This window comes from Vibrio sp. 2433-A1, from assembly GCF_056726085.1.
The window spans coordinates 1-21988 of sequence record NZ_JBRESC010000015.1 but is presented as its reverse complement, the minus strand read 5'-3'; the positions used below and the strand labels follow the sequence as shown (position 1 = coordinate 21988).

The 21988-nt window shown below is 43.6% G+C and carries 17 protein-coding genes; 9 read left to right on the top strand and 8 right to left on the bottom strand.

The genetic code is table 11. From position 1 onward, the window contains the following. Positions 1-95: 95 nt before the first annotated feature. Entirely contained in the window at positions 96-1586 is a 1491-nt protein-coding gene (locus tag ACU01J_RS15375; RefSeq protein ID WP_481086503.1) for a SulP family inorganic anion transporter, read from the bottom strand. A 523-nt stretch (positions 1587-2109) separates the two neighbouring features. On the opposite strand from ACU01J_RS15375, the gene asnS reads away from it, so the two are divergent. Continuing rightward, positions 2110-3510, top strand: a complete 1401-nt coding sequence (gene asnS, locus ACU01J_RS15370; protein ID WP_481086502.1) for an asparagine--tRNA ligase — start codon at positions 2110-2112, stop codon at positions 3508-3510. Between the two features lie 94 nt (positions 3511-3604). Here asnS and ACU01J_RS15365 read toward each other — a convergent pair whose 3' ends face one another. The 3 genes from ACU01J_RS15365 to ACU01J_RS15355 form a co-directional block, all read right to left on the bottom strand. Then, positions 3605-5452, bottom strand: a complete 1848-nt coding sequence (locus ACU01J_RS15365; RefSeq protein ID WP_481086501.1) for a M3 family metallopeptidase — start codon at positions 5450-5452, stop codon at positions 3605-3607. A gap of 137 nt (positions 5453-5589) precedes the next feature. After that, the gene (locus tag ACU01J_RS15360; RefSeq protein ID WP_481086500.1) at positions 5590-5799 is read right to left on the bottom strand and encodes a hypothetical protein; all 210 of its coding nucleotides are present in this window, start codon (positions 5797-5799) and stop codon (positions 5590-5592) included. A gap of 89 nt (positions 5800-5888) precedes the next feature. Further along, a complete protein-coding gene (locus tag ACU01J_RS15355) occupies positions 5889-7280 on the bottom strand; it encodes an aminotransferase-like domain-containing protein (RefSeq protein ID WP_481086499.1) in 1392 nt (463 codons plus the stop codon). A 186-nt stretch (positions 7281-7466) separates the two neighbouring features. Between ACU01J_RS15355 and ACU01J_RS15350 the strand changes: the two genes are divergently transcribed. From ACU01J_RS15350 to ACU01J_RS15340, 3 genes are all read left to right on the top strand, one after another. After that, entirely contained in the window at positions 7467-7766 is a 300-nt protein-coding gene (locus tag ACU01J_RS15350; protein ID WP_481086498.1) for a hypothetical protein, read from the top strand. A gap of 232 nt (positions 7767-7998) precedes the next feature. Then, positions 7999-9510, top strand: a complete 1512-nt coding sequence (locus ACU01J_RS15345) for an HD-GYP domain-containing protein (RefSeq protein WP_481086497.1) — start codon at positions 7999-8001, stop codon at positions 9508-9510. Between the two features lie 208 nt (positions 9511-9718). After that, positions 9719-10909: an amino acid aminotransferase gene (locus ACU01J_RS15340; protein ID WP_481086496.1), complete on the top strand. Its 1191-nt coding sequence runs from the start codon at positions 9719-9721 to the stop codon at positions 10907-10909. Positions 10910-10979: 70 nt separating this feature from the next. Here the strand turns inward: ACU01J_RS15340 and ACU01J_RS15335 are convergent, their stop codons facing one another. From ACU01J_RS15335 to ACU01J_RS15325, 3 genes are all read right to left on the bottom strand, one after another. Next, positions 10980-11633 carry an outer membrane beta-barrel protein gene (locus tag ACU01J_RS15335; protein WP_481086495.1) on the bottom strand — a complete coding sequence of 218 codons (654 nt, stop codon included), beginning with the start codon at positions 11631-11633 and terminating at the stop codon, positions 10980-10982. Between the two features lie 210 nt (positions 11634-11843). Continuing rightward, the gene (locus ACU01J_RS15330) at positions 11844-12221 is read right to left on the bottom strand and encodes a transporter (RefSeq protein WP_481086494.1); all 378 of its coding nucleotides are present in this window, start codon (positions 12219-12221) and stop codon (positions 11844-11846) included. Between the two features lie 213 nt (positions 12222-12434). Further along, the gene (locus ACU01J_RS15325; protein WP_481086493.1) at positions 12435-14780 is read right to left on the bottom strand and encodes a helicase-related protein; all 2346 of its coding nucleotides are present in this window, start codon (positions 14778-14780) and stop codon (positions 12435-12437) included. A gap of 157 nt (positions 14781-14937) precedes the next feature. Between ACU01J_RS15325 and ACU01J_RS15320 the strand changes: the two genes are divergently transcribed. The 3 genes from ACU01J_RS15320 to ACU01J_RS15310 all read left to right on the top strand — a co-directional run bounded on the left by ACU01J_RS15320 (position 14938) and on the right by ACU01J_RS15310 (position 17878). Further along, positions 14938-16626 (top strand): NAD-dependent malic enzyme, encoded by a 1689-nt coding sequence (locus ACU01J_RS15320; RefSeq protein ID WP_481086492.1) that lies wholly within the window; start codon positions 14938-14940, stop codon positions 16624-16626. A 167-nt stretch (positions 16627-16793) separates the two neighbouring features. Then, a complete protein-coding gene (locus ACU01J_RS15315; protein ID WP_481086491.1) occupies positions 16794-17114 on the top strand; it encodes a DUF3392 domain-containing protein in 321 nt (106 codons plus the stop codon). Next, complete coding sequence (locus ACU01J_RS15310; RefSeq protein ID WP_481086490.1) at positions 17087-17878, top strand: SanA/YdcF family protein; 792 nt, start codon at positions 17087-17089, stop codon at positions 17876-17878. The genes ACU01J_RS15315 and ACU01J_RS15310 overlap by 28 nt, the downstream gene beginning before the upstream one ends. On the opposite strand, the gene ACU01J_RS15305 is transcribed toward ACU01J_RS15310, so the two are convergent. After that, a complete protein-coding gene (locus ACU01J_RS15305; protein WP_481086568.1) occupies positions 17868-19139 on the bottom strand; it encodes a GGDEF domain-containing protein in 1272 nt (423 codons plus the stop codon). The genes ACU01J_RS15310 and ACU01J_RS15305 overlap by 11 nt on opposite strands. A gap of 294 nt (positions 19140-19433) precedes the next feature. Between ACU01J_RS15305 and ACU01J_RS15300 the strand changes: the two genes are divergently transcribed. Then, positions 19434-20258, top strand: coding sequence for a DUF2797 domain-containing protein (locus tag ACU01J_RS15300; protein WP_481086489.1), 825 nt, complete (start codon positions 19434-19436; stop codon positions 20256-20258). A gap of 388 nt (positions 20259-20646) precedes the next feature. After that, a complete protein-coding gene (locus ACU01J_RS15295) occupies positions 20647-21978 on the top strand; it encodes an IS4 family transposase (protein ID WP_481084253.1) in 1332 nt (443 codons plus the stop codon). The last annotated feature ends 10 nt before the right edge of the window (positions 21979-21988 follow it).

Here is a 21988-nt window from a genome sequence, read left to right as displayed (position 1 = left end):
AAAACCTCATGATTAATAAGAAGCGCTCAGTGATGAGCGCTTCTTATCGGTCATCCAACTTGATTTAGCAGATAACTCGACGTTTCCAAAAGTGTTTAGTGTGTAATAGACACTGCAGATAAGTCTTCATGCTTGTGGTACATAGCATGTTTGTCGATGAGCTTCGCACTCATGGTATCCATTCCTATAACTTCAACATTCGCACCCTTTTTTCGAAATTTGAACACAACCTTATCCAGTGCTTCCACCGAGGTGTTATCTAAAAAGGACGCGTCAGAAATATCAATCGTTACTAAGGAGGTCGCTTTGTCATAATCGAACAAGTCGACAAACGCATCAGAAGAAGCAAAAAAGACGTGGCCTTTTACTCGGTGGGTAGTATTCTGCTTATTCGTCACCACTTCATCAGATATAAAAACCATGGATTTACTAGCATGGGCATAAAACAAGGCGGATAGAACCACGCCGACCAAAACACCTAGCGCTAAGTTGTGAGTAAACACAACCACCGCAACAGTTGCTAACATGGTGATATTGGTGGGTAATGTATGATCTTTAAGCTCTACAATAGAACGCCATGAGAACGTACCAATCGATACCATGATCATCACAGAGACCAACGCGGCCATAGGTATTAACTTTAACCAATCAGACACAAATACCACCATCAATAATAATCCGACACCAGCAACCATGCTTGATAGTCTGGTCAAGCCGCCAGATTTAATGTTGATAATCGATTGACCAATCATTGCACAACCAGCCATACCACCAAACAGTGATGCGATGATGTTAGCGATACCCTGTCCTTTACATTCGTTGTTCTTGTTGCTTTCTGTATTAGTAAGATCATCAACTATCGTCGCGGTCATCAATGATTCCAAAATGCCTACAACTGACAGAGCAATAGAATAAGGAAGAATGATTTCGAAGGTATTAAGCGTGAATGGAATATTTGGGATTAAAAAGACAGGAAGTGAATCTGGGAGTTTACCCATATCTCCTATTGTCCTGACATCTAAACCCAATAACAAACTAATGAGGGTAATTACGATGATTGCCACCAAAGGCGAAGGTATCACTCTGCCAAATTTGGGGAAGTAAGGCAGCAAATAAATAATCGACAATCCTAACCCAACCAACAGATAAACACTCGAAGGGACGTTGATCAACTCCGGTAGTTGAGCCATAAAAATGAGTATAGCGAGCGCGTTGACAAAACCGGTAATCACCGATTTGGAAACAAAATTCATCAAATTGCCTAGCTTTAAATAACCCGCTGCAATTTGAATCACGCCTGCCAGAAATGAAGCAGCGAGTAAGTATTCTAGTCCGTACTCTTTTACTAAGGTGACCATTAACAGAGCCATTGCCCCAGTAGCACCTGAAATCATGCCCGGACGGCTACCAACCAAAGCGGTCACAACACAAATACAAAAAGACGCGTAAAGCCCAACTTTGGGATCGACACCTGCGATAATGGAAAATGCGATAGCTTCCGGAATCAATGCAAGTGCAACTACAATCCCAGACAATAAATCTCCTTTAACATGTGATAACCAGTGTTTTTTTAAATAATTAAGCATGTAATTCTCTTTTACTGATACAGCCAGTCCTGCCTTGTTCAAGCATAATTTGATCGACTGTTTTTCATGAATGAGCGAGCGCTCGAAAAGTGCGGGTGTATAGAGAATACAGGGGCTAAGGCGGCGTAATTAACACGTTAATATTAAACTCCTCTAGTTGTTCATTGACTTGGTACTTAAGATTGTGAGTAAGCTCCAAGGTAACTGAAGCCGCGTTAATATAGAGTGACTTCTTACCAAATCACACTTGCATTTTCTAAAACAAAGACTCCAATTATGCAACACAAGATCAAGCAAAAAACCACCCCAAAATGATTTTTATCGCTTACATACTCAATATTTCTTTCAACAAGTAACAATAATGGTTGAAGCTCGCTGAATGACAGGTAATATGTTCCATTGATTTAAATAAAGTTTATACAACTCAATGTTTCGACTGTTTTTTGTTCAAATTTAGCGAACCCTAAACAAATGGTTGCAAACCTTGCGTTGAATTTGTCCCTCAATGGAGAATGAAACCAACATGACTTACGCGCCTGTAAAAGACGTACTTGGCGGCAAGCTAGCTGTAGACAGTGAAGTAACTGTTCGCGGTTGGATCCGTTCACGTCGTGATTCCAAAGCTGGAATCTCTTTCCTTGCCATTTATGACGGCTCTTGTTTCGACCCGATTCAGGCCGTGGTCCCTAATAATCTTAATAATTACGAAGACGAAGTACTTAAGCTAACTACTGGCTGTTCTGTCGAAGTAACAGGTAAGATTGTTGAGTCTCCTGCAAAAGGTCAAGACTTCGAACTAGCCGCAACTGACGTAAAGGTTGTTGGCTGGGTTGAAGATGCAGACACTTACCCAATGGCTAAAACTCGCCACTCAATCGAATACCTACGTGAAGTTGCTCACCTACGCCCACGTACAAACGTAATTGGTGCAGTAGCGCGTGTTCGTAACTGTCTATCTCAAGCAATCCATCGCTTTTACCACGAACAAGGCTTCTTCTGGGTATCGGCTCCGCTAATTACAGCTTCTGATGCAGAAGGCGCTGGTGAAATGTTCCGCGTATCAACGCTAGACATGGAAAACCTACCTCGCACAGACAAAGGCGACGTTGACTACAACGAAGATTTCTTCGGTAAAGAGACATTCCTAACGGTATCTGGCCAGCTAAACGCAGAAGCTTATGCTTGTGCCCTAAGCAAAGTGTACACGTTCGGCCCAACTTTCCGCGCTGAAAACTCAAATACGAGTCGCCACCTAGCTGAGTTCTGGATGGTTGAGCCTGAAGTCGCATTCGCTGACCTAGACGACGTTGCTAAGCTATCTGAAGATATGCTCAAGTTCGTATTCAAGGCTGTGCTAGCTGAATGTCGTGATGACCTTGAGTTTTTTGCTCAACGCATCGACAAAGAAGCGATTACTCGTCTAGAGCAGTTCGTATCTTCTGATTTCGCCCAAGTTGACTACACAGACGCAATCCAAATCCTGCTAGATTCTGGTCGTGAGTTCGAATTCCCTGTTGAATGGGGCATCGATATGTCTTCTGAGCACGAGCGCTACCTTGCTGAAGAACACTTCAAAGCACCAGTTATCGTTAAGAACTACCCGAAAGACATCAAAGCATTCTACATGCGTGCTAACGATGACGGTAAGACAGTAGCGGCTATGGATGTTCTAGCACCTGGTATCGGTGAGATCATTGGCGGTTCTCAACGTGAAGAGCGTCTAGATATTCTAGACGAGCGTATGCGTGAAGTAGGTATCGACCCAGAGCACATGAACTGGTACCGCGACCTACGTAAATACGGCACTGTGCCACACGCTGGTTTCGGTCTAGGCTTTGAGCGTCTAGTGTCTTACGTTACTGGTATGGGCAACGTTCGTGACGTTATCCCGTTCCCACGTACACCACGCTCAGCGAACTTCTAATAAGCTAGTAAGCTTTATCTATAAAAACGGTCCTGTTCAGGACCGTTTTTTCATTCGACAATTTAAAACCGCCGAACCAATAGCATACTAGGTATCAGCAACCGTAAGTTTGTTTAATATAACTCTCGAATTGCTCACACATTTGCTCATCAGAACCTTGGTTATTAGCCAACTCTTGGCTGCCATCGACCACTTTAATTGTCGCATTAAGTGAAGCCACTTGAGCTCTTTGACGTCTTGCTAACCCTGCAATCTTCTGTTGCTGCTCAGCCCATGCTTGTTGTGGTGATTGATTACACGAATCCGCAAGATACTTCGCGTTAAAGCCTTCCCCAGTCAAACTAATAATCGTCTCGTTATGAGATCTTTGATTCCCGGCATGCCAATAGTGTTTCGCTAACAGAGGCCCAATTTCCGGGTTATCGGTCAAGTAGCCAAACTTATCTAAGAAGTACGCACGCGTTTGGTAAACAGCCATGTGCGCTAACAAGTAGCCGTGATATGCACAAGCCGCTTCATCAGAAATTAGGTGCGGAATAGCCATCAAAGGACGAGGACTACATTCGATCCCCAAAATCTGCTTTTCACACTCACGAGCCAATGCTGTAATGCGCTCTGGAGTCAGCTCCTCATCATTCAATTGATAAAGAGCACGTTCAAAATATGGCACCACAAGTATGCTGCGCTCTTGGTAAGCCGCAAAAGGTTGGCTGCTGTTAATCATCGCTTGAATGATCTCATCAGGGACCGGATTACCATCTGCATCTAAAGCGTACTGTTTTAGCCAATCTGCATCATTTAGCAAGCTATCACAGAACATCGATTGTGTTTCAGCGTACGCCATCGAGGTTGGAGCAAATTCTTGGGAAAAACACGGCGCATTCATTTTAACGTTAGCAAAATGTGCAGCGTGGCCACCTTCATGGAACAAAGTGTTAATACCAGAGTAACCACTGCCAATTTGGTCTGGCTTAGCGTTACTGGTAAAGTTAACTTGAGCAGGAATCCACTCATTCTGGTCATAGAAAGATGGAACGGGGCCATGACAGAAGCCGTTTTGGTATTTTCCTTTTCTATCAAGTAAATCCAACGTGAGCTCTGCTTGCGAATATTCAATATTGAGACGGCCAAATGACTCAACCCAACGACGTAAAGATTTCGAAAACGGAACATATGGGTCTAGGTCACGCATTGCGTCACCGGAATATGAATAGACAAAGTTGTGGCCCGTTAACGCATTTTGACCTTTCTCTTCAGCAAGACTCGCTAAACTGGAAAGATTCGCGTCGCGAGTACGCACTTCAAAATCATCTAGAATCGCAAACAACTCTTGTGACGACATCATCTCTTTTTTCGCGACAGAATAATCAAAGAAACTATCGTAGCCGAGAGATTGAGCAAATTGGTTACGCAGTTTTATTAACTCAATGAAACCATTTTCAAGAAGCCATTGCTCTAAATTAAGGAGTGCCTGATGCGCTGACTGACGAGCGTCTTCATTATCATTGGTGCGAATAGCCGCAGCCAATACAGGTAGTGAACCTTCGACTTGATTGCCATTTTCATCTTGATAATAGAGCGTATGTTTTTGCTTTTTCTCAAACAAAGTGGCTTCAAATGCGATCAGTTCATTTTTCAGTGCTTGCGCTTCGTTACCTTCAATTGCGTGGGATTGAAACATCGCTAACCAACCTTGCAGACCAATGCGTGTTTGCTGTCTTTCGCTCGCATCGGCAATAGAATCGACCTTTTCTAGCTGCTGTTTGATGGTTGTAATCTGCTCAGCATCACTCAAGAAACTCGTCCATGCGGTTTGCGCTTTGGTAGAGCCATCATGATCATCACTGATCCCCATGTACGTTTCCCAAAAGAAGTCCTCTTTGCAACGGTGGATGGCAAGATAACGTCGGTTTAGGTCGTTGAGATATTCGGTTGCAGTCATTTGGGTCCTTCAAATATTAACTTAGTGTAGAGAAGAGATTATGACACGCTTTGATCGTATTTAGGAAACGCGGGGCATATCGAACTCTTGGGTCAGCATAAATTCTAACACTGCTCATAGGGCTATTAACCCTTCGATTAATCTGAGCGATTAGAACGCGCCGCAGAATGTATTCCAAATAGGCATAAACCAAACATGACAAAAGGTATCGCTGCCGCCGTGTATTCTACCCAAGCGATTCCTTCAAATGATTTGGTTAAAATCAAATGCCCCACAACTAAGAGCAAGGCGAGCACAATGGCGACGCCAATCAGACGAACTTCATTGTTAATGTTCTGCTTTTCCATACTGTCACCACATTTAAATAACTCTCGCTATTTCAGCATAAACAGTGAGTTAAGAAGCAGTACAGTTATGGCAAAAATTAACCAAGCAGTTACCCCGCTATCTTTGATGCGATAAGTTTCAACGCCTGATCAAGTTCCGGGCTAGGTTTAAACGATGTGTTCAATCGCATAAAATTACCGTGCAACTTATTGTCACCAAATAGTCCGCCGAAACCAAAGGTAACGCCTTGTTTGAGAGCGAAATTAAATAAACTATGAGTATCGATGTGCTTTGGTAACTCTATCCAGATAAAATAGCCACCGTTGGGCACATGGACTGTCACTTGCTCCCCTAATAATCGATTAAGCAAAGAGACAACGTACTCTTGCCTCGTTTCCAACTCTTTACGTAACTTCCTTAAGTGATTATCAAAGCTTTCGTGAGTCAGAAAATGCGCAACGCCTTGTTGAATTGGCGCGCTGCCCGATAGCGTGGAAATTAATTGCAGCTTTTGAATTGGTTCGTTAAACCGTCGATTGACCACCCAGCCAATTCGATAACCCGGACAGAGCACTTTAGATAATGAGCCGCAGAGCAACACGTCTTCTTTATTATCCCAAGCCTTAAGCGGTTTAGGCTTATCATTGCCAAAGTGCAACTCGGAATAAACATCATCTTCAATCAACTTTACCTTGTATTGACTAGCCAGTTGCACAACGGCTTGTTTCTTCTCATCACTTAACGTGGACCCGGTAGGATTATGAAAATTAGCCATCAGCCACAATGCTTTAATATCGTGTTTCTTGAAAGCTTCTTCCAAAATTTGGATATTCAGGCCCTGTTTGGGGTCAACTGGGATTTCAATGGGCTTTAAACCAAGACGCTCCACCGCTTGCAATGCACCATAGAAGGTCGGCGTTTCGATTGCGACATAATTTCCCGGCTTCGTCACCACTTGTAAACTGAGGTTCAGCGCTTCAAGTGCACCAGAAGTGATAACAATATCTTGGTGAGAAACATCGACCCCTTGCCTGAGATAACGCTGAGCAATCAGTCGCCTTAAATCTTCATTACCCGGTGGCATATTCGATACAACGCTTTGCGCTGACATCTTACGCCCGGCGCTCGCTAAATGGCGATTTAATGTCGCAATCGGAAATAAGCTAGGGTCAGGGAATGCTGATCCAAATGCCACCGAAGCCCGACCATTCGATTGAAGGAAATCAAATAATGTGTCATTGAACTCAGGCAATATTGGGGGATCTTCTAGCTCAGCTTCAGCTCCCCTCTCAAGAATTGCGGTAACAAAGTAACCTGACTGTGGGCGCGCATTGAGCCACCCTTCAGATTCCAATAATTGATAAGCTTGTAGGACAGTAGCTGGGCTGACAGAGAAGCTTTGACTTGCCGCCCGGATCGACGGAATCTTCTCTCCTGCTCTCCAAGTTTGCGATTTAATCTGTTCTTTAAGTTGTTGTGCGAGCTGTTGATATCGGTTCATTGTTCCCTCTTTCTTACCCGAACCATATCATAGTTCACAAAATCAAAGAGTTACTTATCTCTCGCCACTAACATAAGTTTATAACGAACTCTGTTTGTTGCGATACGTCACATTAAATATTAATAACTCTGTTACATTTATCAGGTTAAAGTGATCCAATTAACCTTAATAACAGGGATAAGAATAATGAAAAAGTACGATTCATCACATATCGAGTACAAAGGCGAAAGTAACGGCGTTCATAGTTGGACAACGCCAAGTGGCCAGCCTTATTACTGGCACCCTGATTGGCTACATATTGCAGAAGATGCAACAGGCTCTCACCCTAAACAAGAGCTTGAGGTAACTGAAGGTGAAGTGGCTACAGAAAAACACGCAGTGAAAGCGATTCTTTCTCATATTAATGATTGGGCCAAAAATAAGCTAAGTTCTACTCCTGACATCGAAACTCAAGCTCGCGAGTCAGAAATTAATCTCAAGAAGTAACCTCTCTTCAACCAGTAATATCAGTTCCATGTCAGTCTTGGCATGGAACTATCTTGCCATGACCCCTACCCCACAACCGTACTAATCTTTAGAACGAATTCAAATCTACAACTATTGTTGTAAAAAAGTGTTCACAAGTGAAATTTGGCGATATGATGCCGGATCTTTATCACTAGTGGTTATGAATACTATTCTTATTCATAGCGGAAACGAAAGGCGCAGGGGCTAGATAATGGTAAATTCAAACTATAATGCACCTCTTACACTCAAACTTTACGTAGTAGCTGCACTAATTTTTGGTATCTATGGCGGGCGCGTTTGCCCTATGCTCGAAACATTAACGGCTAGTCAGATACTCTTCCATATATCAGTCACCTATGGAATCGTTTTTTTATTACGTCACTATTTGCTGAAAAGCCACTCCCTCGTCGCTGAAAACAGGCTTGCCCAGCTTGATGCAACTTTGTTTTTCTTAGCCAGCATTCCTCTTGCACAATTTTACAATTCTCACTATGACTTTCCGCTTGATAGTAATTTGAAGGTGCTGGTGGGCATGACGCTGTTTGGTTTCTTCACTGGGTTAATCTTACAGTTAACTGCGAAGCTCGATCAATTCGACAGCCTTTCCAATCAACAGCGTCGTAATATTGAGCTAAGTGGCGAACGCCAATCTATGGTCAAGCAGATGATCATCATGGTAAGTTTACTGATAATCACCTTGTCGACAATGCTCGCAATGGTCGCTATTAAAGATATATTTTGGCTAGAGCATAATCCAGAGCGTGTGCTTGATGGCACCGGTAGGATCAGTGTAATCAAAGAATTTATCTATATTGTATTTGTATTGGGTGGGTATACCATCACCATTATGGTGTTGTGGTCAAAACTTATGCAAAAAATCCTCTTGGCTCAAGAATACTCATTGATAGAAGTTACCAAAGGCAATATTAATACTCGATTGCCCATTTTCGAGCATGACGAATTGGGAAGTATGGCGTCACTAACCAATGAAATGTTGGACAGCTTACAGTCTAGCCAAGAAGAAGTTAAAACAACCCGTGACGTGGCCATCATTAGCCTATCCGCCCTCGCTGAGTCACGTGATAATGAAACGGGTGCACATATATTAAGGACCCAAGAGTATGTCAGGGCTCTCGCGCAATATCTGAGCCAGTTCGAACAACATCAAGCCTTACTCACTGACAGCTATATCGAGCTACTCTACAAATCTGCGCCGCTACACGATGTGGGCAAAGTCGGCATCCCTGACCAGATATTGCTAAAGCCTGGGAAGTTAACTGATGAAGAGTTTGAAGTAATGAAGGGGCATCCTGAAATTGGTGCCAAAGCCCTATCGATGGCCGAGCAACAACTTGGTAGTAACTCCTTCTTGCAGCTCGCTAAGGAAATATCCCTGACTCACCATGAAAAGTGGGATGGTAAAGGCTATCCTAACGGTCTAAAAGGCGAAGAAATTCCCCTTTCAGGTCGATTAATGGCATTAGCCGATGTTTATGATGCACTTATTTCCGAACGTGTATACAAAAAAGCGTTCAGCCATGACAAGGCGAAATCGATTATCCTTGAAGGAAATGGACAACACTTTGACCCGCAAATCGTAGACGCTTTCCTAGCCATAGAGCATGAGTTTGTTGCGATTGCTGACAAATATCGTGGGCTTGAAAAACAAGAAAATGAACTTGAGCGCGAACAGCTCCAACTGTTTACTTCGAGCCCTGCTTAATTTCCTCATCAATTTCATGTGTTCAACTATCCCTTTCAGTATAAAAGTGCAAGGGATAGTTGTTTTAAATCCCTCAAATTGACCTGAGTAAACGCTAAACGTTTATATTTCACTATTTTCTTCCTTTCGCTGTTGTCACTCATCGTTTAGACAGGTATAAATGAACGAGTTATTTATATTTTCCCTTCGATTAACACGGATGACGATTATGTTTGAAAAAGTAGTTGCGGCTCCTGCGGACCCGATTCTAGGCCTAACTGAAGAGTTTAAAAAAGACACTCGCTCAGAAAAAATTAACCTAGGTGTTGGTATTTACAAAAATGAACAAGGTGAAACCCCTGTTCTTGCGACGGTAAAGAAAGCCGAAGCTGCACTTATTGAAACGGAAAAAACCAAATCATACTTAACAATCGAAGGGACAGCAGAATACGCATTAGCGGTTCAAAAACTTCTATTCGGTGCTGATGCAGAGATCGTTGCAGACAAACGTGCAAAAACCGCGCAAGCACCAGGTGGTACAGGTGCGCTTCGCGTTGCTGGTGAATTCATTAAGCGTCAGTTAGGTGATGCTAAAATCTGGATCAGCAACCCGACATGGGCAAACCACAACGGTGTATTCACTGCTGCGGGCATCCAAACGGCTCAGTACAGCTACTACAACGCTGAAACTAAAGATAAAGACTTTGCATCTATGATCGCTGACCTAGAGAAAGCGGCAGAAGGTGATATCGTTCTACTGCACGGCTGCTGTCACAACCCTACTGGTATTGATCCAACAGTTGAAGAGTGGGAAACACTAGCGAAGCTTGTAGCTGATAAGAAGCTATTACCTCTATTTGATTTCGCTTACCAAGGTTTCGCTAAAGGCGTAGAAGAAGACGCGCAAGGTCTTCGTATTTTTGCTAAGTACAACAAAGAAATCCTAGTCGCGAGTTCATTCTCTAAGAACTTCGGCCTATACAATGAGCGTGTTGGTGCCTTCACACTCGTAGCTGAGTCTGAAGAAGTAGCTACGACTGCGTTCTCTCAAGTGAAGGCGATTATTCGCTCTATTTACTCTAACCCACCAGCGCACGGTAGTTCCGTTGTCACTCATATTCTAAACAACGCTGAACTCCGTGCAGAATGGGAAGCGGAAGTCGCTGAAATGCGCGATCGCATCCAAGCTATGCGTGAGCTATTTGTGGTCACTTTGAAAGAGCAAGGTGTTGATGCGGACTTTAGCTTTATCGAACGTCAAAACGGCATGTTCTCGTTCTCTGGCCTGTCTAAAGAGCAAGTTAATCGCCTAAAAGAAGAGTTCGCTATCTACATCGTTGGTTCAGGCCGAATCAGTGTTGCTGGTATGACTCGCTCAAACATGCTGCCACTTTGCAAAGGCATCGCTGCTGTTCTTTAATCGCACTGTGACAAATTAAAAGAGCCAGCGATTTGCTGGCTCTTTTTGGTTCTCGATATTGAAAACTGAATTAGTAGAGGTATCGTAGCGAAATACCACCTTCGTTAGTGGTTGCATTTCCGCTAAGTTCAGCCGTCTGATAGTCGCCATCTCTGTGAGTATAAAAACCGCCGACACTTAAGTTGGTGCTAAATTGGTAATCAGCACGAATATGGAATACACCAACGTCAGCTAAGTCACTGCTACTCATCTCACCTCGCATTGAGAGTTCCCACGCTTTAGTTAACGCGTATTTAAACTCAAGGCTCGCGCCCCACATCATTTCGTTATCTTTAAACAATTCTTGATCAGTTGCATCGAGTGTTTGTGAGGCCCACAAATAACCCAACTTAGCACCTGCAATGACATCAAGCTTGTCAAGTAATGGGTAGCGATAAGCAACCCCGGGAAGTAGCGTGTAGAACTCTGTTGTCGTTGTACTTGGGTGAATAAACCTCGCGCTATAATCAAGCGTAAGTAGAACCTTGTCTGTCCATAGGTAATTGCCGCCTATGGACAATACGGTGACATTATTATTTACCCCTAGGTTTTCATTCAGTGACCCCGCACTTAAATCCGCATAGAGGTAGTCGTACTTAATCTCATTTGTTTCTGGACTCGCAAATGATGGAAACGATGCAGCGACTAGAAGAGGTGCCAATACCCAGCTTAGTTTTAATTCCATTATAACCCCTGTGACTCTCCAACTACCTTCACGCTAACCCCATACCTTTGGGAGTTTGACCGTTAAAGTGTGTATAGATGAATTGGAACAACAGTTAGAAATATAGCGTAAGTATTCGGCAAGTTACTGAAGTAATAGTAAGATTTATGATCGAGCGCTATCTTATTAACAATGAAAACTAAAAAAGATCTCACAGGGAGATCTTTTTGGTTAGAACTTAATCATGAGCTCATCTTGAGACAATGAAGAGATTTCGACGTTAATCTTAGAGCGGACTTTTTCTAGTTGTTCTACCTCTAATTCATAAGGCATAACGAGTTTCAACTCTTCAACACCTTCAGCTTGCGCAAGTTGAAGTAAAGTTACGATGTTTGACTCATCGCTACGATTGGCAGACAACGATTTCATTGCCTGATCCCACAAGCGGTCTTCAACCGAGATAGTTTCTTTTATCGTATTCTTCCAAGCTAAACTAAAGATCGGAGCAAACGTACTCATTGCCTCTAAGAATGTCCATTTCTTACTACAAGAAGCACCGAGAAAAGAAGTATAGTCGAATACAACACTTGTCTTGCCTAGATGTTCCATATCATCCCCCGTAATGTCGGCAACACAATATATTCAATATCCTTCATAAGCTTTGTTATAGCAATAGGATATAAAACAATCATCTTTTATACCCAAAAAAGGGCTAGAAAAGCTATATAAAAACACAGTTTGTAACAAAACCCACACAACAAAACGCCATGCAGTTTCCGAAGTTTAATATTTTTATTACCGAATAATACACATCAAAATCCGCTACTTTATGTCGACGACCTTACTGGCCTTTTTATATTGCACTCGCCAGCCATTCCACCTTGGGAGTTCCCAGCGTTTTGGATAGGTTTTACGCAACCCATCGCGATACATAACACTAACCAGTTTCTTGTTAACGTGATACTCAACATTGAGGTTCAAATCACCGAGCATTAACTCAAACGGGTAAGTTTGTGCAAAGTCTTCATATTCCCAGTAAGGAATCCCATCAAAAACAAAATCATCAGCATTAAACAATTGCAGCTCTTCAATATCAGTTAGCTCTAACGTCGCTAGCTGTTGGTGAAACCATGAGTCAAACGTTAACTGATTCAACTCTGCATTCTCACCGCTTAATCCAAGTGCATTATAGATCTTCCAATGTTCAATCTGCTCAGTTCTTAACTTGGCAAAGCCGGGCATGATTGTGTTCGCTTTAACCGCTTCAATCATGGGTTTAATTGCTAACTCACCTTTTGCCATCTCAGTTTTAGTCGCGATAACTTTACCCGCATAGATCAACTGCATCACAATATGAGGCATATCATCAATAAGTTTCGTCTCCGCTTGCTCCCACTCACCTATGCCCAATTCAGCGAGTTTGGCTTGAGCTATTGGCATGATAAACGTGGCAAGATTGAGTGTTTGTTTCACTCCTCGTCCTGGCAAGCTATGGGTATCAAGTATCAATGCTGCTTCCGCTTTATCAAGCAAGCGGCTATCTCGCCCAAGCGTCACTTCCATCAAACCATTGGCGAAGGCTTCACGACGCTTGACTCGTCTAACAAAAATCAACTCAGGATGCAGAGCTGCGATTGCGTCGACCAATTCGGAGTGGCTGTAGCGTGAAGCAACACAAAGCTCTGGTAATTCAAACGCCTCTCTCATCTGTTTGGCCAATGCCTGTGCCTCTTTTAACACATCACTATCTACATTGACGCCGGAGAAGGACTCCCCACGAATCAAAGCAATCGCCAATTGGGCGTCACAACCGGTAGGCTCTTCTTGAGCAAGCTTCTCTTGTTGCTCTTCGCTGTTCGAGTAGCGATAGAGGCTTGCCGGGGTTGCAAGAACGGCAGTCATATCGACCATCGCTTCCTTGAGTGCTTTTTTATCCATGCGGGTGACGAGATCCGCATATAGCGCATCAATAGGTAAAGGGTAGAGACGCTTGCCATGCTCAGTCGCAAGACCATTTTGATCAATCGCCTCCATCTTACGCAGCACTTCAATCGCCTGTATGACGGATTTCTCAGGTAACGGCTCTAAGAAAGTTAACTGGGTCATCGCTTTGCCACAGCTTGAAGACGCAAGTATCGCTTCGGTGAGTGTTTCTCGATGTAATTCAGGAGGCGTAGTCGCAGCCAAAGCCGCATGTTCACCATACAAACGGATGCAGACACCATCCATAACACGACCCGCGCGCCCTGCTCTCTGCTTCGCGCTCGCTTTGGAAATGTGCTTTAAACTTAAAGCCGTACGACCATTTCTCTGTTCAGTTCTGCGCTCTAAACCTGAATCAATCACCGCGACGATATTTGGGATCGTCAAAGACGTTTCAGCGACATTGGTTGCTAAAACCACTTTTTTGTAGGATTGAGTATTCAATGCGAGCTGTCGCTGCTCGTCAGTCACCGACGCATGCAAAGGAACGGGAACAATGCCTTCAAGGTTAGATAGCTTACTCATACATTGAGCGATTTCTTTACGCCCAGGAAGGAAGACGAGAATATCTCCCTGCATATCAGACAGAGCAAGCACTTCTTGTTTTACTTTTTCGTCTAGGTTTCTCGCGTCCGGCAATTGCCTAGAGTCACCACTGCGATAGCCGATTGCGACATCATAGTTTCGTCCGCTCGCCTGCAGTCGTTTCGCACCAACATAGCCAGCCAACTTATCGCCTTCAATAGTTGCAGATGTAACCACCAACCGGTGCTGTTGCCAATCGTTGAGTAAGGCCACCAGTAGATCGGTATCCCAGCGCCGTTCATGAAACTCATCGACAATAATGGTATCGAAAGTGGCAAGCTTATCTTCAGAAAACCAACGCAATGCGACACCGGGGGTAACGAAAACCACTTGAGTATCTTCGTTGTAACGTGTCTCAAGCTTAATCGCATAACCAATTTGCTGACCTAGTGGTTGCTGACTTTCTTCGGCTAAAAACTGCGCCAGCGATGTACAGGCAATTCGCCGCGGCTCAATCACCAACACGCGCCCTTTCTCTGATGCCCACAGTGGTAAACGCGTCGATTTTCCCGAGCCTGTTTCTGCTTCAACGATCAGGTGGTGCGAAGAGATTTGCGCGAGAAATTGAGATTTGAGGGTATCGATTGGCAAGCAAGACATGGACTAAGCTATCTGTTGGGATAAAGCACGAAATTATATACGTAAACTGTGCCAGAATGCAGGAATATTCAGTTTACAATACGACAACGAATCCCTATCATTTTTATGTTCCTGTTCCCGAAGGTCTGTCGACCCTAAACCTTACTATAGGCATGTAATGAATAACGATAAACGCCCTCTATATATCCAATATGCAGGCCCTGCGCTTCTCAGCACTCCGCTCCTTAATAAAGGCAGTGCTTTTTCAGCTGAAGAGAGAAGCTCATTTAACCTAGAAGGTCTGCTTCCAGAAAACACTGAAACAATTCAGGAACAAGTGGAACGCGCTTACCAACAATATCGTAATTTCGAAAGCGATATGGATAAGCACATCTACCTACGCAACATTCAAGACACTAACGAAACTCTATTCTACCGTCTGGTACAAAACCACATCTCTGAGATGATGCCAATCATCTATACTCCAACCGTTGGAGCAGCATGTGAAAACTTCTCAAACATCTACCGACGTGGCCGTGGTCTGTTTGTCTCTTACGCTAACAGAGACCGCATTGATGACATTCTTAACAATGCTTCAAACCACAACGTAAAAGTAATCGTTGTCACTGATGGTGAACGTATCTTAGGTCTAGGCGATCAAGGTATCGGTGGTATGGGTATTCCTATTGGTAAGCTGGCTCTTTACACCGCTTGTGGTGGTATCAGCCCTGCTTACACACTACCAATCGTATTGGATGTTGGTACCAATAACCCACAACGTCTAGCTGACCCTATGTACATGGGCTGGCGTCACCCGCGTATCACCGGTGCAGAATATGACGCATTCGTTGAAGAGTTTATGCAAGCTGTTCAGCGTCGCTGGCCTGATGCACTTATTCAGTTCGAAGATTTTGCTCAGAAAAACGCGATGCCACTACTTGAACGTTATAAAGATCGCGTTTGTTGCTTTAACGATGATATTCAAGGTACAGCTGCAGTGACTGTTGGTTCTTTACTTGCAGCCTGTCAAGCAGCGGGCAGCAAACTGTCTGAACAACGCGTTACCTTCTTAGGTGCGGGTTCTGCTGGCTGTGGTATTGCAGAGGCTATCATCGCGCAAATGGTATCGGAAGGTATCAGTGACAAACAAGCACGTTCTCAGGTATTCATGGTTGACCGCTGGGGCTTACTACAAGAAGGCATGCCTAACTTGCTCGATTTCCAACAGCGTCTTGTTCAAAAACATAAGAACACCGCAAAATGGAAATCAGAAGGTAACGGTTTCTCACTGTTGGATGTCATGTGTAATGCTAAGCCAACAGTACTGGTTGGCGTATCTGGCGCACCGGGTCTATTTAGCGAAGAAGTCATCAAAGAGATGCACAAACATTGTGCTCGTCCGATTGTCTTCCCACTATCAAACCCGACTAGCCGTGTTGAAGCGACACCTAATGACATCATTCGTTGGACCAATGGCGAAGCACTTGTTGCGACAGGCAGCCCATTTGATCCAGTGGTACATGAAGGTAAGACTTACCCTATCGCTCAATGTAACAACAGCTACATCTTTCCTGGTATCGGCCTAGGTGTACTTGCTGTACAAGCGAAACGTGTTACTGACGAAATGCTAATGGAATCAAGCCGCGCGCTTGCGACTTGCTCTCCTCTAGCAATCAATGGCCAAGGAGCTCTACTTCCACCTCTAGAAGCGATTCATTCTGTTTCTAAGAAGATTGCATTTGCCGTTGCTAAAAAGGCGATTGAGCAAGGTGTGGCACTAGAGATCACCGATGAAGCGTTGGAAGAAGCCATTGATGCTTCATTCTGGCAACCGGTTTACCGCAAGTACAAGCGTACTGCTTTCTAATTGCCGTAAGTATCAAAGAGCCCAGCAGAGATGCTGGGCTTTTTATTGAAATTCTGAGATAAGAACCCAATTGAAGGCATAAATCCTATTCCCTTATCACTGCATTATCGCAAGGCTCGATCCGTTCATGGTATCCTATCGCTACGAGGAATCACTTCACGAAATTCATGGAATATTTGAACTTATTAGGGAACTACCTTGTCCCATACCTGAATGAAATTTCGACCGCACTAATTGCGTGCGCGCTCGTTGTCGCAGGTGGCGAAATTAATGTGCTATTAAGAAAAGTGTTAAGGCCATATAACTTTGTGATTCGGACATTCGCTTTCATATTGATTAACGCATTTGGATACGGCTTAATCATCGTAAAAGCAACACCTTACCTCTCTCGGACACTCCGCTCTTTTGAGTCGGGTATTATGTTTAGCGGCGTTGTAATCACTTTTGTAGTAATCGGCCTATGGGCTCAAAGGAATCGGCAAATCTAGTGCGAAGACTATTCCACCGAAAACAATCAACATGGTTCAGTTGGACGCAAGTTATCAAGCTTGTGAGTTGGCTGCCGGTATTTGCACTCGTGCTTGCGGCATCACTGTTTGCCATCGACCGCTGGGTGTCTTACCAAGCCCGAGAGCAGCTATTTACCAATGTTGAACAAATAGATAAGTTTGATGTCGCTGTCGTACTAGGAACAAGTAAATACCTAGGTAAAATCCTTAATGAATACTATACGCATCGTATAGATGCAGCGATAGAGCTGTACAATGAAGGAAAGGTCGCTCACTTCTTATTAAGTGGCGACAATGCCCATCGCTCATACAACGAGCCTTGGACAATGAAACGGGACCTATTGAAAGCAGAGGTCCCAGAAGAGAAGATTTTTCTCGATTATGCAGGTTTCCGAACCCTAGATTCCGTTGTACGCGCAAAGAAAATTTTCGACACCGATAACTTTCTTATCATTTCACAGAAATTTCACTGTGAACGTGCCCTATTCATTGCCAAATCACACAACATTAATGCAAGTTGCTTTGCCGTTCCAGGACCTTCTCGCCACTCAGGCTGGAAAGTACGAGTACGAGAAATATTCGCAAGGGCCAAAGCGGTGTTGGATATCTACGTAATAAACGCTAAACCAAAATTTTTAGGTCCAAAAGAGCCCATTCTAAGTGCTGACAATGATAATCCAGATACTGAATTGGAGCTCTCTTTAGAAGAAACTGAGGCAGTACCTGAGGTTGTTACTCACTAACTGTAACTTGGTTTCGGCCTTTGCGCTTCGCCAAATACAAGGCCTCATCCGCACGAGTAAGCATCTCATTGGTTCTTTCATTACCTAGACTCGCCACACCGATACTTGTGGTTAATGTGTCTCCATGTACCCAAATGTGCGCTTCTATTTTATGGCGGATTCGCTCTGCTAATTCAGTAGCCTCAGATAACGGGACTCCTGGGCAGAATACGACGAATTCTTCCCCCCCCCATCGAACAAGACGTTCGCTCTGACTCAGAGCTGAAAGCACGACCATGGTGAACTCTCGTAAGATGTCATCACCCATACCATGCCCGTACTCATCGTTAACATGTTTAAAGTGGTCTATATCAAGATAGAGCACTGACAAAAGCTTGGCCGTATTGGCCTCTTTCTCAAAGTTCACATCTAACCACTCACGAATTGAGTGACGGTTCATCGCCCCTGTTAAAGCATCACGGTTAGCCAGCTCTGCAAAGTGTACATTTTGCTCCTTTAAACTGCGATTAAGCTTCTTTAGATGGTCTTGTCTGAAATGAGCCTGCAAAATCATTTGATGGCTACGGCGAATCTCTACAATGCTGTATATGAGTGCTAAAGAGACCCAGAATATCAACAAGCCGAGCATTAGTTTTTCACCCGAAATGTAGTGGCCAACAAATTCAATGCTGTTAATCACCATCCGGTAGCGTCCATTATAGTGACCTGAGCCAGTCGCTAATTCGAACTTAGTCGTGTTGGTGTATTCTGGTGCCGAAAGCTCGATTGGAATGTTATTGTCTGCCAACCACCAAGTCATAACCTGTAAATTGGCAATCGGTATATCAATGACACCTTGACCAGTTCCAGGCTTGAACTCTACCCCGTTGTATTTCTGTGTATATTCGTTATCTTTCGTCGAGTAGGCGTCATTGTAATTTCGTAGGTAAAAGCGCAAGCCTGGGTCTGCGTCGCTATCGAGTTGCTCAAAATCGATATTCATTCGAATGGTGTGAAACTTTTCTAAGTTAACACCTTGATAATCGGATTTTCCTAAGTTGATTGAAATACCACAATAAGGCCAACTGTAACTTGGCGATTTGGTCAGTTCGCACTCTAATATCGCTTGCTCGCCATTGAGCGTGAGCTTGGATGTAGAGATGCCGCCTTGGGACTGATCGTTGGTCGCCAAATAGGTCAAATTACTTGGTGATATTTTATAGATCAGACTGCTGCCATGCATCCAATACAGTTGCACAAGCAAGATGGTCACTAGGCCCATACCAAAGATAATTTTGTGTATTAACTTCACTCAACACCTACAAGAAACCAATATCTAAACAGAATTCAAACAATACGAATTATGAAACATTGGTTCCAATTTTACCTTTTTTTTACTATTGTGAAATCAATAAAAACATGAAATCACTCATAAACACGCAAGTTACCTTCAATACTAGTCAAATTATCAACCGTTTTTCTGTGTGCATGAGGGTTTTATTGATTACCTGAGGGATATGCTACACTGCTAGGCTAAAACACAATAGGGTTAAGCCCACCCAGTAAGAGCAATGTCATGTCTTTATTAGCAAAAGGTACGCTAAGTAAAATGCGCGCCTCTCTCGAAAATACCGTCCACTATAGATTGCCGGTTGGCGATGAACTCGTCGACCTCACCCCATTTATTGGAAAGAGTTTAACACTCATTCACACTGGCAATATATTTTGTAGCGCATGTGGCAAAAAAACGAAGAAAAGTTACTCGCAAGGTCACTGCTTTGTTTGTATGAAGAAGCTAGCCAGCTGTGATATGTGCATCATGAAACCAGAAACTTGCCACTACGATCAAGGTACATGCCGTGAGCCGCAATGGGGCGAGGAAAATTGTATGGTGGATCACTTTGTGTATCTCTCAAACACTTCCAGCCTTAAAGTCGGCATCACACGACACTCCCAAATTCCAACCCGTTGGATCGATCAAGGTGCAACTCAAGGCCTACCGATTTTCAAGGTAAAAACGCGTTATATTTCAGGCCTAATCGAAGTGGAACTCGCTAAGCACATCGCTGATAAAACCAACTGGCGTACATTACTAAAAGGCGATGGTGAGCCGATGGAATTGGAAGCCCGCTTTGCAGAACTGCTTCCTCTAGTTGAAGACAAGATCGCTGAAATTAAGCAGCAATTTGGTGATGACGCTATTGAAATACTTAGCGAAGCAATTACACCAATCAGTTACCCGGTCAATCAACACCCAACTAAGATTACTTCGCACAACTTTGATAAGAACCCTGAAGTCACTGGCGTTCTACAAGGTATCAAAGGGCAATACATGATCTTTGACACTGGCGTGATTAACATCAGAAAATTTACCTCCTACGAGGTTGAAGTGTCTGCCTAACTTAGGGCGTGTTGACCTTTCGCGGTTAAATTTTGCTCGAGATAAAAGCATTTTAATCGCGGCGAGAGGTTTGTAGCCTAGTCATTCTAAGCAAAATCCTCTCAACAAAGAGTAAAATGCTTTTAGCCGAACCCTACGGGCAGCATTTGTGGCTCCTTTCTACTTCGTTATCGGCTTATCAGGTAGAGCAACTACATATCAAAGCCTCTGCCTTGTATAAAGAACCCACAAATTGCTGCAAAAATCAGCGCGAAAGATTAACACGCCCTATAAAAAAGGCCTCCAACTTGGAGTAATGCCGATCAGTTAAGAAAAATTTTTGAGATCATTTGACCGATCCTCAAAAGGCTTCAAAATCCGATATTAGGAAACTAATATCGGATTTTTCATGTCTTTAGAAAGCCAACTTGCGAATACTTTTCGCTCATGCAATACCTTCCATCACTTTGACAAATACTCTGAGATCCTTAGTCCAGAGCTTATCCAGCAAGGTTTTGAAAAAGCTGGTGTAGCAACAGTGAGAAGAAGACGCTTACCCTTGGAAGCAGTACTTTGGTCCGTTGTAGGAATGAGTCTTTTTCGGCAACAATCTGTTTGGGATATCGCTAACCAACTTGATATTGTCCTACCAGACAAACAGCGCTTTGTTGCGCCAAGTGCTGTTGTCCAAGCGAGGCAGAGATTAGGCGAAGAAGGTGTTAAACAAGTCTTTAAGACGATGGCGGCTCAGAGTTATCAATCTTCTAAGTTTGAAACTTGGTGTGGACTCAATCTTCTATCTGTCGATGGTGTCGTTTGGAGAACGGCAGATACACCTGAAAATCATCAAGAGTTTAAAGCACAGCGTAATCAGTCATCTGAAAATATTTACCCTAAGATACGCATGGTTTGCTTGATGGAGCTTACAAGTCATCAGCTCATCGATAGTGCATTCTCTGACTATCGAACCAACGAAATGCGGCTTGCAGAAGAACTCATAGAACAAACGCCAGACCATTCTCTGACTATTTTTGACAAAGGATATTACTCTCTGGGACTGCTTAACCGATGGAACAAAGTCGGCCAAGAGAGGCATTGGATGCTCCCTGTGAGAAAAGACTTCCAGTATGAAGTCGTTCATAGGTACAGCAAGAGTGATGCAATCGTTGCGATTAAAACAACACCTCAGGCAAGAAAGAAGTTTAGTGAACTTCCTGATGTAGTTGAAGCAAGGTTAGTCTCAAAAATCATTAAAGGTAAGGAGTATCAGGTGCTTACATCAATGCGTGATGGGTTACGTTTTCCTGGCGAAGAAATCGTAGAGCTCTATCGTTATCGCTGGGAAATCGAATTAGGCTATCGGGAAATGAAGCAGACCTTACTTGACAGTGAGTATACATTGCGAAGCAAGCGTCCAGATATGGTTAAGCAGGAGCTCTGGGGTATTTTACTCGCCTATAACCTTATCAGGCAGGTTATGACAAAAGCGGCAAGTAGGTTAGATAGCGTCTGGCCAAATCAACTGAGCTTTACGAGTAGCGCTATGGCTGTGACGCAATACTTTGCAGCGTTGCCTTTAACAAGCCCAGGAAAGCTCCCTAAACACTATGAGGTATTACTAGAGCATGTATCCATGTTTATCTTACCGCCTCGAAGAGAAGATAGAAGTTATCCTCGATGGGTGAAGTTGAAACCCAAGAAGTACGCAACAAATAGAAAAAATGCCAGTCAGCTTAACTGACTGGCATTAC

What these genes read in the sequence shown, in the direction of transcription:
- ACU01J_RS15375 (WP_481086503.1), bottom strand. Translation starts at nt 1,586, where the DNA reads ATGCTTAATTATTTAAAAAAACACTGGTTATCACATGTTAAAGGAGAT.
- asnS (WP_481086502.1), top strand. Translation starts at nt 2,110, where the DNA reads ATGACTTACGCGCCTGTAAAAGACGTACTTGGCGGCAAGCTAGCTGTA.
- ACU01J_RS15365 (WP_481086501.1), bottom strand. Translation starts at nt 5,452, where the DNA reads ATGACTGCAACCGAATATCTCAACGACCTAAACCGACGTTATCTTGCC.
- ACU01J_RS15340 (WP_481086496.1), top strand. Translation starts at nt 9,719, where the DNA reads ATGTTTGAAAAAGTAGTTGCGGCTCCTGCGGACCCGATTCTAGGCCTA.
- ACU01J_RS15295 (WP_481084253.1), top strand. Translation starts at nt 20,647, where the DNA reads ATGTCTTTAGAAAGCCAACTTGCGAATACTTTTCGCTCATGCAATACC.
- ACU01J_RS15315 (WP_481086491.1), top strand. Translation starts at nt 16,794, where the DNA reads ATGGAATATTTGAACTTATTAGGGAACTACCTTGTCCCATACCTGAAT.
- ACU01J_RS15305 (WP_481086568.1), bottom strand. Translation starts at nt 19,139, where the DNA reads ATGGGCCTAGTGACCATCTTGCTTGTGCAACTGTATTGGATGCATGGC.
- ACU01J_RS15300 (WP_481086489.1), top strand. Translation starts at nt 19,434, where the DNA reads ATGTCTTTATTAGCAAAAGGTACGCTAAGTAAAATGCGCGCCTCTCTC.
- ACU01J_RS15335 (WP_481086495.1), bottom strand. Translation starts at nt 11,633, where the DNA reads ATGGAATTAAAACTAAGCTGGGTATTGGCACCTCTTCTAGTCGCTGCA.
- ACU01J_RS15320 (WP_481086492.1), top strand. Translation starts at nt 14,938, where the DNA reads ATGAATAACGATAAACGCCCTCTATATATCCAATATGCAGGCCCTGCG.
- ACU01J_RS15350 (WP_481086498.1), top strand. Translation starts at nt 7,467, where the DNA reads ATGAAAAAGTACGATTCATCACATATCGAGTACAAAGGCGAAAGTAAC.
- ACU01J_RS15360 (WP_481086500.1), bottom strand. Translation starts at nt 5,799, where the DNA reads ATGGAAAAGCAGAACATTAACAATGAAGTTCGTCTGATTGGCGTCGCC.
- ACU01J_RS15310 (WP_481086490.1), top strand. Translation starts at nt 17,087, where the DNA reads ATGGGCTCAAAGGAATCGGCAAATCTAGTGCGAAGACTATTCCACCGA.
- ACU01J_RS15325 (WP_481086493.1), bottom strand. Translation starts at nt 14,780, where the DNA reads ATGTCTTGCTTGCCAATCGATACCCTCAAATCTCAATTTCTCGCGCAA.
- ACU01J_RS15355 (WP_481086499.1), bottom strand. Translation starts at nt 7,280, where the DNA reads ATGAACCGATATCAACAGCTCGCACAACAACTTAAAGAACAGATTAAA.
- ACU01J_RS15345 (WP_481086497.1), top strand. Translation starts at nt 7,999, where the DNA reads ATGGTAAATTCAAACTATAATGCACCTCTTACACTCAAACTTTACGTA.
- ACU01J_RS15330 (WP_481086494.1), bottom strand. Translation starts at nt 12,221, where the DNA reads ATGGAACATCTAGGCAAGACAAGTGTTGTATTCGACTATACTTCTTTT.